Here is a 17,112-nt window from a genome sequence, read left to right as displayed (position 1 = left end):
TCGGCACCATTTATCTGTTCCCTGTTAGTTCAGTCGGTAGAACGGCGGACTGTTAATCCGTATGTCGCTGGTTCAAGTCCAGCACAGGGAGCCATATTACGAAAGCCTCGTCATTTGACGAGGCTTTTTCGTATCTAGAAGCTTGTTCTTTAAAGCTCATGCCTTCCCCCGTTTTCTTTTTCCTCAGAAAATACCTTCCACTAAGCTTGTGATATACCTCAATACATTGCACTTACTCACCTTTGAGCATATATAAAATTCTCACTATTAATACAAATAAAGATAAACATAATATAATCTAATGTAAGCACCTGTTCATTAACACCAGTTGGTATGGCATGAAGTACTATGAAGATGCACTAAAACTACTGGGTACGAGCCGAACGAACGACAACCTGTCCGATGCAACAAAAGCGATAGCCAAAGCCACAGAATCAGATGGTTGTGTTATCTACCTACATTCCCAAACCGATACGGACCGAGTTGATGTTCTAACCGGATATAACCTAACTATTCCGCATACACCTATGTCGGTTAGCATTGATCGTTTACCAAAAAACAGTGAAAAAGAGATCCCAGCATTAGGCTATCTGTACCTCATTGATCAACAAATCACCTTAGGCCATGATTCTATTATTCAGCCCAAATGTAGCGCCTACCTCGCAGAATTTATTGTGGATCAACTGGGCCGCACCATTGGCCAAATCGCCATATTCCGCCAACAAGGCTACTACAGTGATACGGTTATTCCTCTGTTCCGTTTAATGGCACAGAAACTCAGTAATGAGATAAAACACCTAGATAGTGCCCCAGAGTACAAGATTCATGCGCACATGATTGCCGAAACTCCCCAGTTAATCTCGTACGTGGATAAACGGTATATCTATAGAGTGGTAGCAAAAGGATACGAACAATTTTTTGATAAAAGGATTGACCAAATTGTTGGCCTTTCCGTCGCTGATCTTCACGGCGAACGTATTTTTCATGAAGCCATTAAGCCGAATTTAGACAAATGCTTAGCTGGAGAAACCGTTCACAGTCGTCATTGGGTCGAAACCCCATCAGGACCACGTTACGTCGATGCAACTAAAACTCCATTTAAAGATTTACGTGGCCAAATTCATGGGGTAATTATCAACGCTCATGACATCACCGATTTAAAAAATTACCAAGAAAAGCTGCATGACCTCGTCGTAAAAGATTATTTAACCACAGCTTATAATCGACGTTTTTTCATTGAGCATTTAGAAAAGGTCATCACACACCATCAAAGAACCCCAAGCTGCGGTGCTCTTTTTTACTTAGATCTGAATAACTTTAAGCACATCAATGATCATTACGGCCATACCACTGGCGATCATGTTCTCAAACACTTGGTCACAGAGCTGACTCAACGCTTAAGAACAGACGACATCATTGCGCGCTTAGGAGGGGATGAATTTGCCGTGTATTGCCATTTAGGTCCAGACATCACAACACAACAAGAGCAGCTGGCTAAGCTGACACATAAAATAGAACGGGCCATTTCCGTCCCATTTCACTTCTTAGAGCAAGAGTTAGTTTTATCTTCTGCCATTGGCGTCATCGTCGTAGATGAAACCATTACTTCTGCCGAACAAGCCTTAAACCTTGCCGATATCTCGATGTATAAAAATAAAGCAGAGCAAAAAGGCGAATAACCGTCTTACTCTGCTTACTGCTTACTGCTTATTTTCTGGAAATTTACCAACCCAGTAAATCTTTCATCCAATTACCACCACCACTCTTACACCGCTCTTCAAGAGCTTTATGGCTATCCCAAATAGGCAGTGTCTGTTTTCCAGAACAATCAAACTCCAGCACGCCAGAGGCCTGCTTGGTATAGTGGATAGTCGAGATTTCTGACGGCCAAGTAAGCTGCAATTTTTGCGGTCGACGTAAAGAGAGATAATCCGCGTACAAGCGCAGGGCCCCTGCCGAACCCGTTAAGTTGATCGGCTTATTATCGTCCCTGCCCATCCAGACACTCACCACTTCACGGCCATCAATCCCCACGTACCAGCTATCACGTGAATCGTTACTGGTACCAGTTTTACCCGCCAATGCAGCCCAGCCAAATTTCGACTGTAAAAAGCGCCCAGTACCTTCACTCACTACTTTCTTCATACCATAGGTTGTTAACCACGCAGCCTGCTCTGGGACTACTCGTGACGCTTTTGGCCAATTTTGATAAAGCAGGTTACCTTCCAGATCCACCACAGATCGCAGCGCTGTTAACGGGGCTTTACGTCCCCCGCTGGTAATACTCTGGTACATTTGGGTAACCTGATAAGGGGTTAACGTAAACGCCCCCAACAGCATAGAAGGCAAAGGTGGCACTTCATCACGATCAACGCCTAAATCTTCGAGTGTATCAATCACCCCATTTAGGCCAACGGCCAAGCCAAGGTTCACCGTCGGGATATTCAATGACGTAGCAAACGATCGATACAACGGCACCTCATTACGATGTTTACGATCAAAGTTTCTCGGTGTCCAATACGTGCCTTTACTGCCTTTTAATTTAATCGGTTTATCGTCTAACGTAGTCGCTAAAGAAAAGCGTTCAGGTTGAGACAATGCCGCCAAATAAATCGCCGGTTTTACCAAAGAGCCAATAGGTCGACTGGCATCGAGCGCACGGTTAAAGCCGTTATAACCCGTACGACTTCCTCCCACCATGGCTCGGATCTCGCCACTTTCACGATCCGCAATAACCACCGCCGTTTCCAGCCCTTTGCCCGCGCGCTTTTCTAACTGAGGCACAATCCGTGACGTGGCTTTTTCAATTTGTTGCTGAGAAAGCGGATCTAAAGTGGTGAATAAACGAAGCCCTTTGTCTGCGCTATATGTTGAGCCAACATACTCATTTAGCTCTCGTTTAAGTTGCTGAAAATACGCAGGCTGACGCGAAGCAATACTGGCTTTTTCTTTTACATCCAATGGGCGTGACGCAGCTTCTTCAAACTGAGAAGCCGTTAAAATGTCATTTTGCATCATAAGGCGCAAAACAAGATCACGACGTACTTTTACCCGCTCAGGAAAACGCATCGGGTTATAATAAGAGGGTCCTTTCACCATACCGACTAACATGGCCAGTTGATCAATCCGAAGCTCTTGAATTGGACGACCAAAGTACAATCTTGCCGCCAAACCAAAACCATGGATCGCTTCACCACCGTTTTGGCCTAAATAAACCTCATTTAAATACGCTTCTAAGATCCTATCTTTGCTATAACGGTAATCTAAAATCAGGGCGATGTACGCTTCTCGCACTTTACGCCATAACGTTCGTTCACGGGATAAAAATAAGTTTTTAGCCAACTGCTGAGTTAGAGTACTTCCCCCTTGCACAGTGCGCCCTGCTTTTATGTTCGCCGCTAGCGCACGCAAAATCGCTAATGGCGACACACCATCGTGTTGATAGAACTCTCGATCTTCCGTTGCTAAAAGCGCATCCACCATGACTTCTGGGAACTGCTCGCGACGTAAAAACAAGCGTTGTTCATCGCTGCCTGACTCCAACATCCCCAACATTTTAGGCTCTATACGCAAAAAGCCCATCTGCTGCTTCGTTTGGACTTTATGAATCTTGCTGACCCTATCACCATCAAACGTGATCATAACGTGACGATCAGGCTCTGGGCCATCTTCAAATTCAAAGGGGCGTCGTATCACTTCTATTTTGGTTGAGGACGAGGAATACTCTCCTGGCCGCTGTGGATCCCGCACTTTACGATATTGGAGTAAATCCAGCTCTTGTTTGACTGTCGTAATGTCTACCGCAGAGCCTGGAGCCAATGACAACACTCGGCCATACACCACGGCTGGTAACTGAAACAGCTGACCATCAAATTTATTTTTCACCACGGTGTCTAAATAGATCCCGATAAAGATCAGAATAGCAAACACCACCAGCCCCAGCTTTATGCCTAACCCCAGAGTAGTCAGCGCAACTCGTTTTAATTTAGACGGTTCCTGTTTCTTCGGTTTTGGCGTGCTTTTTTTCGTCGCACGTTTTACTGGTGCCTTTTTCGTTGGTGTTTTTTTAGTCGCTGATTTAGATGGTGCCTTTTTTTTCGCAGGCACTTTTTTATCTGGATTTTTACTTGGCTTTGGCGTCGTCATAATCTTACTTCAAATGTCGTTTTGTTTTTTTAGTCGGTTCATGATTGGCAGGATCATCTGGCCACACATGTTTGGGGTAACGACCCTTCATTTCTTTTTGCACTTCTTTGTATGATCCAGCCCAAAACCCAGCGAGATCCTGAGTGATTTGTAGTGGCCTTTGCGCAGGTGATAACAACTCCAACACAATACCGACCTTCCCCATGGCAACAGTTGGAGACGCTTTTTCACCAAACATTTCCTGCATCCGCACGGCTAAAGCGGGTGCCTGTTTTTCTTGATAACGAATCACTGCCCGAGTGCCTGTGGGCAACTGATAATACGTTGGCAGCCACTCTTCAATGTCTTTGCTCAGCGGCCAGCCTAAATACGCCTGTAGCGCCGCCATTAAATCCAACGACGCTAGCCCTTTGGCACTGGTAATTCCGTTCATGAATGGTAATAACCACTCTTCTAAATCCGCGAGTAGGCTCAATTCATCAGCAGCGGGCCAAGCTTGCTCTGGTAACCAGTGTGCCCCACAACGCATCCGTGTTAATAAACTTTCACTACTTTTATTCCATGGTAAACACCCCAGCCCTTTACGGCGGATGTAGCCTAAAAGTGCCTGACTGATTAAACCCGGATCAGGTCTTGCCATCGGCTTACGTTCAATCACTAACTGACCTAAAGTAACGCGTTGCTCAGCTAATAATTGCCCTTTATGATCATCCCAGTCTAGCCACTCTTTTTCCTGAAAAAGATGCGGTAAATATTCTTGGATCTCAGAAAAAGTACAGGCTGCGGCACTAAATACTCGACTGGAGCCTTGTTTAAAACGTACTAAATCCACCACCACAAGGCTACTTTCATCAGCTAATGGGTCGGCCTCATCCAGCTCAACACCGTGTCCATTCGATAATTGAAAACGCCCATTTTTCCCTTTCTGCATGGCGATACGATCTGGAAACGCAGAAGCCAATAAGGTACTTAGCCAATGTGATGTCACTGACTGGTGATTTAATGTGACTCCCAGCTTTGCCGCAAAAGATTGGCTACGCTGTAGGTACTGACGGTGGCCACTTAAACGCCCTTCAAGCAATAAATTCAACTGGAAAGACAAATCGGTCTGATTGCCTTTTGGTGGTTGCTCTAACAATGGCAGTACGTGCAAAGCGGTTTGCAGTGCTTCTTTACCCCATTGCTGAGCGTTAACTAACATGGCAGCCAAACGAGGTTCAGTGCCTAGCTTTTGAGCTTGTTTACCAACATCAGTAAATTGACCACGATGATCCAAAAGGTGTAATTGCTGTAGCAGCTGATGAGCCTGATTCATGCTGGCAGTGGTTGGCGTATCTAACCACATTAAATCTGAAGGCGAGTTAGCTCCCCACTGAACCAGTTCTAAAGCAAGAGAAGAGAGATCCGAGTGCAGTATTTCTGGCTCTAGCACCAAAGGTTGAGCCTGGAGTTGCTCTTGGCTGTACAAACGCACACAAATTCCCGGCTCTAATCGGCCCGCACGACCCGCGCGCTGCTCAGCAGAAGATTGAGCAATACGAACCAATTCAAGCTTAGTGACACCCGTTTTTAAATCAAATTTTGCCACCCGCTCATAACCGCAATCCAACACTAAGCGAATGCCTTCAATGGTCAAACTGGTTTCAGCAATGTTGGTTGCCAGCACCACTTTACGTTTTCCAGCTGGCGCAGGCGCTATGGCTTGTTGCTGTTCAGACGAAGAAAGCTGGCCATAAAGGCTGCATAACACCACGTCATCCGGCAATGAAGTTAACCGCTCTGCTACTTGTCGTATTTCACCTGCTCCCGGTAAAAACACCAGTAAAGAGCCTGATTCCTGATTCAGTAACGACTGTACTTGAGTGGCCGCTTTATCTATCAAACGATCATTCGCACCGAGTGCTTGGTAACGGTATTCAACCGGATAACAACGACCTTCTGATTCCACATAGCGTGCTTCTGGCAACAGACTTTTCAGTGCATCAGCATCTAAAGTGGCCGACATCACTAGCAGCTTTAAATCATCACGTAAGGCTTCTTGAATTTCGAGCGCAAACGCCAAGGCCGTATCGGCGTGTAAACTGCGCTCATGATATTCATCAAAAATCAGCAGCCCCACACCGTTTAACTCTGGGTCCGATTGCAGTAAACGGGTCATCACCCCTTCCGTTACGATTTCTAACTTCGTATTGGCACTGACTTTACTTTCCCCACGAATACGAAACCCGACGGTTTGCCCAACAGGCTCTCCCAGTTGTTTCGCCAAAAACTGTGCGATGTTACGTGCCGCTAGCCGACGAGGCTCCAACATGATGATCTTGCCATCGATCACATTATTTTTGATCAGCATTAACGGTAACTGAGTCGATTTACCCGCACCCGGCGGCGCTTTTAAAATCAACTGATTGTATTTGGCTAACTGGGTGAAGATGGATGGCATCACCTCATCAATGGGCAGCTGTGACAACTCTCTCGCCTTATGTCATGATTCAAAACCTGACTATTGTACAAAAAAACAGGGGTAAAGCGCGAATAATCCCCCAGCGCACATTTGGAGCTATAATGAAATTTGAACCAGAATTGGAATCGGGTAGCTTAATTAAACGCTATAAACGCTTTTTGGCAGACATTGAGCTAGAAAGCGGTGAAATTCGGACTATTCACTGTGCTAATACTGGCGCGATGACAGGGTGTGCGGAACCTGGCAATAAAGTTTGGTTTTCTACTTCATCTAACCCAAAGCGCAAATACCCAAACAGTTGGGAGCTCAGTGAAACCCCGCTCGGCCATACGATTTGTGTGAACACCATTCGAGCAAATCAATTGGTTGAAGAGGCCATTCGATCCGGTGTGATCACAGAGCTACAAGGGTATGCTCAACTGCGTACGGAGGTAAAATACGGCAATGAAAACAGTCGAATCGACGTCCTATTGCAAGATGATGCTCGTCAAGACTGCTACATTGAAGTAAAAAGTGTGACGCTATTAGACAAAAAGGGTCAAGGCTTCTTTCCCGATTCCGTAACCACTCGTGGTCAAAAACACCTCAGAGAGTTAACAGAAATGGCAGAAAATGGAAGCCGGGCTGTACTTTTCTTCGCTGTTTTACATTCAGGCATTGAAAAAGTCTCTGCGGCACACCATATAGACCCGGACTATTACTCATTACTTAAGCAAGCAAAGGCAAAAGGGGTGGAAGTAATCTGCTATCAAGTTCAATTTACTGCCAATGAGATGAAATTACATTCGGCATTACCTTTTCACGATTAATTATGAAAAGTGTTGCTGCCTTCACAATGGTATCAAATTGAACTCAGCTGTCATTGCCACTCGTGATCCTTTCTGCTATAGATAGCGCCCAAATTTGACTGGCTAAGTCAAAGGTGTATTTAGGAGAAGCAGTATGCCAGAGAGCAACATGAAAAAAACGTTAGGCATCCTAGCTATTGCCGGGGTTGAACCATACCAGGAAAAAGCAGGTGAAGAGTACATGGGGCCAGAACAAACGGCTCACTTTACTAAAATCCTAGATGCCTGGCGCAACCAACTCAGGGAAGAAGTGGAACGCACTGTGAACCACATGCAGGACGAAGCGGCAAACTTTCCAGATCCAGTCGATCGTGCAGCACAGGAAGAAGAATTCAGCCTTGAACTTCGTAACCGTGACCGCGAGCGTCGCCTGATCAAGAAAATCGAAAAAACACTACAGAAAATCGAAGATGACGATTTTGGCTTCTGTGATTCTTGTGGTGTGGAAATCGGTGTTCGTCGCCTTGAAGCACGCCCAACTGCCGACCTTTGTATCGACTGTAAAACACTTGCAGAGATCAAAGAGAAGCAAATGGCAGGCTAAGCCAGACTTACGCACATATAAAGAGGGGGCTAAGGCTCCCTTTTTTGTTTCATCCATTTCATCGATTACCTTACTGCTATGACACAAGACTACATTGGCCGATTTGCGCCCTCTCCCTCTGGTCCACTCCACTTTGGTTCATTAGTGGCTGCGCTTGGCAGTTACTTGCAAGCCAAAGCTCAACAGGGAACTTGGTTAGTAAGAATGGAAGATCTCGATCCTCCACGAGAAATGGAAGGCGCAGCGGATCTGATTTTACGTACATTAGAAGCCTACGGTCTGTATTGGGATGGCTCTGTCATGTACCAAAGCCAAAGGCATGATGCATACCAAGCTCAAATCGAGCATTGGTTAGTACACCAGCAAGCGTACTACTGCCAATGTACCCGTAAGCAGATCAAACAAAGCGGTGGATTTTATTCCGGAACATGCCGAGATAAACACTTAAGTGACAACGATACCTCTGTCCGTTTAACAATGGTTGAACCTGTTACCGAGTTCACTGATTTACTGCACGGTACCATTAAAATTAACCCAGAGCTGGCTAAAGAAGATTTCATTATCAAACGTCGTGATGGTTTATTTGCGTATAACTTGGCCGTAGTTTTAGACGACATTGAGCAGGGTGTGACCGAAGTCGTACGCGGAGCCGATTTAATTGAGCCAACGGGCCGTCAAATCAGCCTGTATAAACTCTTCAAGCAGCCGACTGTCAGCTACCTCCATTTACCACTGGCATTAGGGGCAGATGGCAATAAGCTCTCAAAACAAAACCACGCGCCAGCAATAGATTTAGACAACCCAAAACCTACACTACTGGCTGCACTGCACTTTCTTGGTATGTCGCCAGATAATGCGCTAAAGAGTGCCAATATTGATGAAATTCTGGCTTGGGCGACAAAAAACTGGCAGATAAACCGGCTACCAGCTCAGATCCAGATCACACCAGCATTCTCAAATGGCCTAGCCTAAGCTATCATTAGCGGCTGTTTGTCTGTTTCTATCACATAATTGAGGTGGGTTATCTTTAATCAAGTAGCCAGCTTTTGCCGTAAAGCACTAAGCAGTGACAGTGATACTGACTCTAGTGAGGATTTAAAACTGAACATCATTACACGCCAAGAGCACAATATTTCACGCAAAGACATCAGCGATAATGCGCTGAAGGTTCTTTATCGTCTGAATAACGCAGGCTTTGATGCCTTTTTGGTAGGCGGTGGAGTGCGTGACTTATTACTAGACAAACAACCAAAAGATTTTGATATTGCGACTAACGCAACGCCAGAAGAGATCAAAAAGCTATTTCGCAACTGCCGCTTAATTGGCCGCCGCTTCCGATTAGCTCATATCCTCTTTGGCCGAGACATCATTGAGGTAGCCACCTTCCGTGGCCATCATGACGAAAAAGCCACAAAGAAGAACCTGTCATCACAATCTGATGAAGGTATGCTGCTGCGTGATAACGTATATGGCACCGTAGAAGAAGATGCTCAGCGTCGTGACTTTACGATCAATGCCATGTATTACAACATCGCCGATTACTCCATCCACGACTATGCCAACGGCCTGCAAGACTTAGAAGATGGCGTGATTCGTTTAATGGGCGATCCAGAAACACGCTACCGTGAAGATCCGGTACGCATGCTACGCGCCATTCGTTTTGCCGCTAAATTAAGCATGACCATTTGCCCAAAAACCGCCGCGCCTATCAAGCAACTGTCACCTCTTTTGCTCGATATTCCGGCTGCACGTTTATTTGAAGAGTCACTAAAGCTGCTTCAATCTGGCGATGGCTTGGTGACTTACGACATGCTACGTGAATACAACTTATTCCAACAGCTATTTCCACTAGTAGCAGAATACTTCACCGACGATCAAGACAGTAACACCGAGCAAATGATTGAGCTGGTGTTAAGCTCTACTGACCGTCGCCTAAATGCGGAACAACGCGTCAACCCAGCGTTCGTGTTTGCCGCGGTATTATGGTACCCGTTGGTCCATAAAGCAGAACAGTTATGTGAAGAAAATGGCATGAGTTACTACGATGCCATTATGGAAGCCAGCAATATAATTCTTGATAAACAAGTCAAAAATATTGCGATCCCACGTCGATTCACCACGACCATTCGCGATATCTGGCAGCTACAACTTCGCTTGCCGCGTCGCAGTGGTAAACGTGCCTTCGCCCTGCATGATCAACAAAAATTCAGAGCTGGGTTTGATTTCCTTGAAATGCGCGCTGAAATTGAACAAGGTCAAACAAAAGAACTTGCACAGTGGTGGACAGAGTTCCAGAATGCCGATCGTAACCAGAAGCAAAAAATGGTACAGCAGCTCGGTCAAAGACGCTCTGGCGGTAATCGTCGCCGTAAGCCAAATTTTCGCCGTAAGAACACAACAAAAGCAGATTCATGATCACAGCATACATTGCCATTGGTAGTAACCAGGGAGACCCGGTTGCTCAAGCAAAGTGCGCCATTAACGCTCTACAGCAGCTGCCTAATACCCAGGTAACTGCTGTTTCGTCGTTATACAGCAGCACACCAATGGGACCACAAGATCAACCCGACTACATTAATGCGGTTGTAGAAATAAAGACTCAACTAGAGCCATTGTCACTGCTCGACCTCACTCAAGAAATTGAGTTAAACCAAGGCCGAGTGCGTAAAGATGAGCGTTGGGGTCCAAGAACCCTTGATTTAGATCTCATTCTTTTTGGTAACACTGTTCTTGATAGCGAACGCCTGACCATTCCTCACTATGGAATGAAAGTCAGAGAATTTGTTCTCTATCCGCTGGCAGAAATTGCACCAAGCTTAACCCTGCCTGACGGAACAGAATTGGCAAGCTTGCTACAACAAGTTGATAAAAATGGGCTCACGATTTGGCAAGCCTAGCCCACGCCTAGAAAGGAATTATCCATGAAAAAAATTACCATCAACGATCTTATCAAATGGAAGCAAGAAGGTCGTAAATTCGCAACATCCACCGCGTATGATGCAAGCTTTGCTCAGTTATTAGAGCAACAAGAAATGCCTGTATTATTGGTCGGCGACTCATTAGGTATGGTTCTACAAGGTAAGAACGATACGTTAGCCGTCAGCGTGGACGATATCGCTTACCATGCGCGCTGTGTACGCGCTGGTAGCCCAAATTCACTGTTAATGGCTGATATGCCATTCATGAGCTACGCCACACCAGAGCAAGCGTGCGAGAATGCCGCTAAACTGATGCAAGCGGGCGCTAACATGGTGAAAATTGAGGGTGGCGAGTGGGTCGCAGAAACCATTCGTACACTAACAGAGCGTGCTGTGCCTGTTTGTGCTCACCTAGGTTTAACGCCGCAGTCCGTCAACATTTTTGGTGGCTACAAAATACAAGGTCGCGACCAAGATCAAGCAGATCAAATGGTTCGTGATGCGCTTGCTCTACAAAATGCAGGGGCACAAATCATTCTATTAGAATGCGTACCGGGCTCATTAGCAGAACGCATCACTAAAGCGGTTAACGTACCAGTCATTGGCATTGGTGCTGGTAATGCCACTGATGGCCAGATTTTAGTCATGCACGATATGTTTGGTATATCAGCAAACTATATGCCGCGCTTTTCTAAGAACTTCTTAGCTGAAACGGGCGATATGCGTACAGCAGTAACCCAATACATACAAGATGTCGAGCAAGGTATATTCCCTGGCTCAGAGCATACCTTTGAGTAAGGACAAATAATGCAAACTTTCGCAGACATAGCTACATTACGTGAGCAAATTAAAACTTGGAAACGTGATGGTCGCCGAATCGCTTTTGTTCCGACCATGGGCAACTTACACGAAGGTCATTTAACCTTAGTTCGTAAAGCTCGTGAGAACGCCGATATCGTGGTTGCCAGTATTTTTGTCAACCCAATGCAGTTTGATAAAGCTGACGATTTGAACGCGTACCCACGTACCCTAGAAGACGATTTAAGCAAACTGAACGGTGAAGCGGTGGAAGCCGTGTTTACCCCTACCCCTGAGATCATGTACCCAGAAGGTCTGGATAAACAAACTTTTGTTGACGTACCAGGGCTATCTCAGATGTTAGAAGGCGCCTCTCGTCCGGGCCACTTCCGTGGTGTATCAACGGTAGTGACTAAGTTATTTAATATTGTTCAACCTGATGTTGCGTGTTTTGGCGAAAAGGATTTCCAACAACTTGCATTAATTCGCCAAATGGTGATTGATCTGGCCATGGACATTGAAATCATTGGCGTGCCGACGGTACGTGAAATGGATGGTTTAGCCATGAGCTCTCGCAATGGTTACCTCACTATTGATGAACGCCAACGCGCTCCAGTTCTGGCTCGTACAATGCGCTGGATCAGCAGCCAAATGCGTGGCGGCCGTGATGACTACCCATCGTTAATTGAAGACGCGAACGATCAACTGCGTGCAGCTGATCTTCAGCCGGATGAGATTTTCATTCGCGATGCAAGAACGTTACAACCAATTGATGGTGATACCACCCAAGCGGTGATCTTAATGTCTGCTTTCTTAGGCCAAGCACGTTTGATTGATAATCAAATTGTAGAGCTTGCTGTTCAGGTTCAAGAAGAAGAACCAGAAGAAAGCGCATAATCAAACGATTCAATTTAGATCAAAAAGGGCACTGAGATAGTGCCCTTTTTATTTCGTGATTTAGTAAAACGTAGACATTAACTTCTAAGGCCTACACCACGTGACACAAGAGACCACGCCACAGCATACAAACCAACAATAAACACGCCTAATACTGAAAATGAAGTGGCGATACTGACATCAGCAACACCTAAAAATCCATAGCGGAACGCATTAACCATGTACACGATCGGGTTAAGTTTAGACACGCCCTGCCAGAATTCAGGCAATAAACTGATCGAATAAAAGACGCCTCCCAAATACGTGAGCGGTGTTAAAACAAAGGTCGGAATAATGCTGATGTCATCAAAAGTGCGAGCATAAACCGCATTAATCAACCCACCGAGAGAAAACACAATCGACGTCATTAGGACGGTTAGAAGAATCACCCACCAATGAGCGATATTCAAATCAACAAAAAAGAGCGAGACAAAGGTTACGATCGTGCCAACCGCAAGACCTCGCACGACACCACCACCCACAAAACCAGCAATAATAATGTAATTAGGCACAGGTGCCACTAATAGCTCTTCGATATTACGCTGAAACTTAGAGCTGAAAAAAGAAGACGCAACATTGGAATAGGAGTTCGTGATCACCGACATCATGATCAACCCCGGCACAATGTACTCCATATAGCTGAAGCCACTCATCTCACCAATTCGGGACCCAATTAAGTTACCAAAAATAATGAAATACAGCGTCATCGTGATCGCAGGCGGCACTATAGTTTGTACCCAAATACGCGAAAATCGAATGACCTCTTTAGAGATCAAGCTACGAAAAGCAACCCAATATAAATGATTCATTATTTGCTCTCCTTGGCTTCGCCTTCTCTGACAATACTCACAAAGAGTTCTTCAAGACGATTGGCTTTATTGCGCATGGAAAGCACATCAATACCCTGTTCACTCAATTGTTGGAAAACATGATTTAAACTCGCGCTTTTCTCTACTTCGATTTCAATTTTACCGTCATCAACAGATACGACCTGGCATCCCGTCAAGTTAGGGGAAGGTGCACCCTGCGCCACATCAAACACAAAGGTTTCCACTTGCAGTTTGCTCAGCAAATTAGACATAGAGGTATTTTCAATCAGTTCACCGCGATTAATAATGCCAATGTTTCGACACAGCATTTCGGCTTCTTCAAGATAATGAGTGGTTAAAATAATGGTGATACCTTGCTGATTAATGTCTTGCAAAAACGTCCACATAGAACGGCGCAGTTCAATATCTACACCCGCTGTGGGCTCATCTAAGATTAACAGTTTTGGTTCATGCATTAACGCACGAGCAATCATTAAACGGCGCTTCATACCACCAGAAAGTTCGCGAGCACGCTCGTTTCTTTTTTCCCATAAATCTAATTTAGAAAGGTATTTTTTCGCTCTTTCCAGTGCCAGATCTTTTTCAACACCATAGTAGCCCGCTTGATGAGTTACGATCTGAAGTACCGTTTCAAACTGATTAAAATTAAACTCTTGCGGAACCAGACCTATGTTTTTTTTGGCCTCAACCAAGTCGGTATCCATGTCTGAGCCAAAGACTTTCACTTGCCCAGAGGTTTTGTTCACCAGTGAACTAATTACTCCGATTGTTGTGGATTTACCAGCACCATTGGGGCCAAGCAACGCGTAAAAATCACCTTGCTCAACCTGCAACGTCACTCCTTTTAAGGCTTCTACACCGCCTGAATAAATTTTACGAAGCTGCTCAATTTCTAATGCGTACATAAAGTAGTACTACTCTTTTGTTATTATTAACAAACTAGAGATGCTGCTTTTTACAGCACTTTTCAAGCCAATATTAGAATTTTCTTCAATAAAAAACGCAGCCATCGTGACTGCGTTTTATTCAAAAAATCCATTTCATTTATTTGGTTGTATCAACCAATTTAATGGCAGCTTTTAGCGCTTCGTACCTAAAGGAGTAGGTGTTCCCATCAGGCACTAAATCAAGCACATGGAATTTCTCTAATTGCTGACGAGTCTGTTTATTTGGGCAAAGCAAATACACTTCACAGTTTGCATCAAGAGCATCTTTAATGGCATTTTCTAACGCAAGCCCAACCGTTACATCAATCATCGGCACATCGGTGAGATCCAAAATCATGACTTCGTAATCTGAAATACTCGAATGCTGACGGGAAATCGCCTTTGAGACACTAAAAATCATTGGCCCAGACAAATAGAAAAACAGAACCTTGCCATTTGCTCGGTCTAATAGGCCCCGCTCACTGTCGGTCAGTGGCACGTCATTTTCATCGGCATCACTGATGGCTTTTACTTGCCTTGCTTGCTCACGACTTAAGCGCTCAATAATGATGATGTTAGAAATGAATACGCCTAACCCCACTGCGGCAATCAAATCCACAAATACGGTGAGCAACATAACGCCATACATAATGGCCATACCCTGCACGCTGACCTTATGAGCACGCTGGATAAAACTCCAATCTAAGATATTAAAGCCGACGTACACGGCAATACCTGCCAATACTGCCATTGGAATCGGCTCTGTTAAGCTACCAGCTACCAGCACCACTAACGCAAGTACTAACGCACGAATGACACCAGATAGAGGAGAACGCGCACCAACTTGGATATTGGTTACCGTACCCATAGTAGCACCAGCCCCTGGTAAAGCACCAAACAAACCAGAGATCATGTTAGCCAACCCCTGACCACGCAGCTCTTTGTCAGAATCATGCTCTTTACGAGTTAGGGAGTCACCGATAACGGCGGTCAGCAAAGTATCAATACACCCTAATGTGCCCAACACTAACGCATCAATTACCATGGTGGTAAACATTTCAGAGTTAATGGTTGGGATCACAAACGATGGTAACCCAGCAGGGATCTCACCAATTCGGCGGATGCTATCAGTATCAAAAACAATGACAGACAGTAGCGTAACGGCAATCAACGCCACCAACTGAGCAGGAATGTATTTGCGGTATTTTTTTGGGAAAAAGAATAAAATGGCCAAGGTTAACAAGCCAAGAAAAAGCTCGCTAAACTTCATGTTTGCGACCGTGTCAGGCAAGGCTGTCAACGTTCCCATGACACCACCAGAAGGCGCAGCATGACCCAGTAAAGGGGAAAGTTGGAGGATAATTAAAATAACCCCTATTCCCGACATAAAACCAGAAATCACGCTATAGGGCATTAAAGTAACGTACTTACCTAACTTTAATGTCCCGAGTAAGATCTGAAAGGCACCGGCCATCATAACAACAGTAAAGGTCATAGCCATGCCCGTTTCAGGATAACGAGCCATCATACTCGTCATCACCGCGGTCATGATCACCGTCATCGGGCCTGTCGGCTCAGAAATCAGGCTGGATGAACCACCAAATAGGGCTGCAAACAAACCCACCATAATCGCGCCCCAAAGGCCCGCTTCAGCCCCCGCCCCAGAGGCAACACCAAACGCCAGCGCTAGCGGAAGGGAAATGATGGCAGTGGTAACACCACCAAACAGATCCCCTTTCAGGTTGATATCTTCAAATCGACTTCCAAACAAAATACCGCTCCCTGCTGATAAAAATTTCAAACCGCATTACTTTATCAAATGTTATTAAAATAATTTAACTGTTAAATACATCCCATAACTGACAATTTATAACTAAAAGTTAGGAACAAGGCTAACTTAATGATCTTATGACCTAGAACACGTCAGATGAGTGCATTTCAGGCAATATTGTGCAAGATTGAAATTGTAACATTGTGTATAGTTGAGCCAGTTGAACAAGGGAAGTAAGATGCCAGAAATTAAACAGCTGTTTGAAAATAACTCTAAGTGGTCTGAATCCATCAAATCAGAAAGCCCAGAATACTTCGCAAAACTTGAAGAAGGGCAACACCCTGGATTTCTTTGGATTGGCTGCTCTGACAGTCGCGTACCAGCAGAACGCTTAACTGGCTTATACTCTGGTGAGTTATTTGTTCACCGGAACGTGGCCAACCAAGTCATCCATACTGATTTAAACTGTTTATCCGTAGTGCAATACGCTGTGGATGTGCTGAAGGTCAAACACATTATCGTCTGTGGCCATTATGGCTGTGGTGGGGTTCTCGCGGCGATTGAAAACCCACAACTAGGGCTCATTAATAACTGGCTGTTACACATTCGAGATTTATACCTCAAACACCGTAACTGGCTGAGTAAAATGCCACTTGAGCAACAGGCAGATAAACTGTGTGAAATCAACGTTGCCGAGCAAGTCTACAACTTAGGCAATTCGACGATTATGCAAAATGCTTGGGAACGTGGGCAAGATGTGGAGATCCACGGGGTTATCTACGGTATTGGAGATGGTAAGCTAGAAGACATTGGTGTGCGCTGTGCGAGCCGAGAGACCCTAGAAAGCTCTCATCAAACAGCCATGGCAAAACTACTCAATAACGAATAGTACTTCCTAGCCATACAAAGAACGCCCACGAAGAACTCCGTGGGC

14 protein-coding genes and 1 tRNA gene are annotated in these 17,112 nt (G+C 45.1%); 10 read left to right on the top strand and 5 right to left on the bottom strand.

The window, feature by feature from the left end:
• The first annotated feature begins 18 nt into the window (after positions 1 to 18).
• Positions 19 to 94, top strand: a tRNA-Asn gene (locus MHO82_RS16970).
• 244 nt (positions 95 to 338) lie between these two features.
• Positions 339 to 1,679: a GGDEF domain-containing protein gene (locus MHO82_RS16965; RefSeq protein WP_239185619.1), complete on the top strand. Its 1,341-nt coding sequence runs from the start codon at positions 339 to 341 to the stop codon at positions 1,677 to 1,679.
• Positions 1,680 to 1,722: 43 nt separating this feature from the next.
• On the opposite strand, the gene mrcB is transcribed toward MHO82_RS16965, so the two are convergent.
• Complete coding sequence (gene mrcB, locus MHO82_RS16960) at positions 1,723 to 4,146, bottom strand: penicillin-binding protein 1B (RefSeq protein ID WP_239185617.1); 2,424 nt, start codon at positions 4,144 to 4,146, stop codon at positions 1,723 to 1,725.
• Between the two features lie 4 nt (positions 4,147 to 4,150).
• Entirely contained in the window at positions 4,151 to 6,586 is a 2,436-nt protein-coding gene (hrpB, locus tag MHO82_RS16955; protein WP_239185627.1) for an ATP-dependent helicase HrpB, read from the bottom strand.
• A gap of 122 nt (positions 6,587 to 6,708) precedes the next feature.
• On the opposite strand from hrpB, the gene sfsA reads away from it, so the two are divergent.
• The 7 genes from sfsA to panC all read left to right on the top strand — a co-directional run bounded on the left by sfsA (position 6,709) and on the right by panC (position 12,612).
• Positions 6,709 to 7,416 (top strand): DNA/RNA nuclease SfsA, encoded by a 708-nt coding sequence (sfsA, locus tag MHO82_RS16950; RefSeq protein ID WP_239185615.1) that lies wholly within the window; start codon positions 6,709 to 6,711, stop codon positions 7,414 to 7,416.
• Between the two features lie 133 nt (positions 7,417 to 7,549).
• Positions 7,550 to 7,999 (top strand): RNA polymerase-binding protein DksA, encoded by a 450-nt coding sequence (gene dksA, locus MHO82_RS16945; protein WP_239185613.1) that lies wholly within the window; start codon positions 7,550 to 7,552, stop codon positions 7,997 to 7,999.
• A 78-nt stretch (positions 8,000 to 8,077) separates the two neighbouring features.
• The gene (gene gluQRS / locus MHO82_RS16940; RefSeq protein WP_239185611.1) at positions 8,078 to 8,971 is read left to right on the top strand and encodes a tRNA glutamyl-Q(34) synthetase GluQRS; all 894 of its coding nucleotides are present in this window, start codon (positions 8,078 to 8,080) and stop codon (positions 8,969 to 8,971) included.
• A gap of 129 nt (positions 8,972 to 9,100) precedes the next feature.
• A complete protein-coding gene (pcnB, locus tag MHO82_RS16935; RefSeq protein WP_239185625.1) occupies positions 9,101 to 10,414 on the top strand; it encodes a polynucleotide adenylyltransferase PcnB in 1,314 nt (437 codons plus the stop codon).
• Positions 10,411 to 10,896, top strand: a complete 486-nt coding sequence (folK, locus tag MHO82_RS16930; protein ID WP_239185609.1) for a 2-amino-4-hydroxy-6-hydroxymethyldihydropteridine diphosphokinase — start codon at positions 10,411 to 10,413, stop codon at positions 10,894 to 10,896. Before pcnB ends, folK begins: the two co-directional genes overlap by 4 nt.
• Positions 10,897 to 10,920: 24 nt before the next feature.
• Positions 10,921 to 11,715 carry a 3-methyl-2-oxobutanoate hydroxymethyltransferase gene (gene panB / locus MHO82_RS16925; RefSeq protein ID WP_239185607.1) on the top strand — a complete coding sequence of 265 codons (795 nt, stop codon included), beginning with the start codon at positions 10,921 to 10,923 and terminating at the stop codon, positions 11,713 to 11,715.
• A gap of 9 nt (positions 11,716 to 11,724) precedes the next feature.
• Complete coding sequence (gene panC, locus MHO82_RS16920) at positions 11,725 to 12,612, top strand: pantoate--beta-alanine ligase (RefSeq protein WP_239185605.1); 888 nt, start codon at positions 11,725 to 11,727, stop codon at positions 12,610 to 12,612.
• A gap of 77 nt (positions 12,613 to 12,689) precedes the next feature.
• On the opposite strand, the gene MHO82_RS16915 is transcribed toward panC, so the two are convergent.
• The 3 genes from MHO82_RS16915 to MHO82_RS16905 all read right to left on the bottom strand — a co-directional run bounded on the left by MHO82_RS16915 (position 12,690) and on the right by MHO82_RS16905 (position 16,178).
• Positions 12,690 to 13,460, bottom strand: a complete 771-nt coding sequence (locus MHO82_RS16915) for an ABC transporter permease (RefSeq protein WP_239185603.1) — start codon at positions 13,458 to 13,460, stop codon at positions 12,690 to 12,692.
• Positions 13,460 to 14,386 carry an ABC transporter ATP-binding protein gene (locus MHO82_RS16910; protein WP_239185601.1) on the bottom strand — a complete coding sequence of 309 codons (927 nt, stop codon included), beginning with the start codon at positions 14,384 to 14,386 and terminating at the stop codon, positions 13,460 to 13,462. The genes MHO82_RS16915 and MHO82_RS16910 overlap by 1 nt, the downstream gene beginning before the upstream one ends.
• 139 nt (positions 14,387 to 14,525) lie before the next feature.
• Positions 14,526 to 16,178: a SulP family inorganic anion transporter gene (locus MHO82_RS16905; protein WP_239185599.1), complete on the bottom strand. Its 1,653-nt coding sequence runs from the start codon at positions 16,176 to 16,178 to the stop codon at positions 14,526 to 14,528.
• A 238-nt stretch (positions 16,179 to 16,416) separates the two neighbouring features.
• Between MHO82_RS16905 and can the strand changes: the two genes are divergently transcribed.
• Positions 16,417 to 17,067, top strand: a complete 651-nt coding sequence (can, locus tag MHO82_RS16900; protein ID WP_239185597.1) for a carbonate dehydratase — start codon at positions 16,417 to 16,419, stop codon at positions 17,065 to 17,067.
• Positions 17,068 to 17,112: the final 45 nt, after the last annotated feature.

The organism is Vibrio sp. Of7-15 (assembly GCF_022347565.1).
GTDB lineage: Bacteria > Pseudomonadota > Gammaproteobacteria > Enterobacterales > Vibrionaceae > NORP241.
The sequence above is the reverse complement of the archived record's forward strand: the minus strand, read 5'-3'. Positions and strand labels throughout refer to the sequence as shown.

Bases quoted from the DNA above. Each gene is read 5' to 3' on its own strand.
- MHO82_RS16965 (WP_239185619.1), top strand. From the start codon at position 339: ATGAAGTACTATGAAGATGCACTAAAACTACTGGGTACGAGCCGAACG.
- mrcB (WP_239185617.1), bottom strand. From the start codon at position 4,146: ATGACGACGCCAAAGCCAAGTAAAAATCCAGATAAAAAAGTGCCTGCG.
- hrpB (WP_239185627.1), bottom strand. From the start codon at position 6,586: ATGCCATCCATCTTCACCCAGTTAGCCAAATACAATCAGTTGATTTTA.
- sfsA (WP_239185615.1), top strand. From the start codon at position 6,709: ATGAAATTTGAACCAGAATTGGAATCGGGTAGCTTAATTAAACGCTAT.
- dksA (WP_239185613.1), top strand. From the start codon at position 7,550: ATGCCAGAGAGCAACATGAAAAAAACGTTAGGCATCCTAGCTATTGCC.
- gluQRS (WP_239185611.1), top strand. From the start codon at position 8,078: ATGACACAAGACTACATTGGCCGATTTGCGCCCTCTCCCTCTGGTCCA.
- folK (WP_239185609.1), top strand. From the start codon at position 10,411: ATGATCACAGCATACATTGCCATTGGTAGTAACCAGGGAGACCCGGTT.
- panB (WP_239185607.1), top strand. From the start codon at position 10,921: ATGAAAAAAATTACCATCAACGATCTTATCAAATGGAAGCAAGAAGGT.
- panC (WP_239185605.1), top strand. From the start codon at position 11,725: ATGCAAACTTTCGCAGACATAGCTACATTACGTGAGCAAATTAAAACT.
- MHO82_RS16915 (WP_239185603.1), bottom strand. From the start codon at position 13,460: ATGAATCATTTATATTGGGTTGCTTTTCGTAGCTTGATCTCTAAAGAG.
- MHO82_RS16910 (WP_239185601.1), bottom strand. From the start codon at position 14,386: ATGTACGCATTAGAAATTGAGCAGCTTCGTAAAATTTATTCAGGCGGT.
- can (WP_239185597.1), top strand. From the start codon at position 16,417: ATGCCAGAAATTAAACAGCTGTTTGAAAATAACTCTAAGTGGTCTGAA.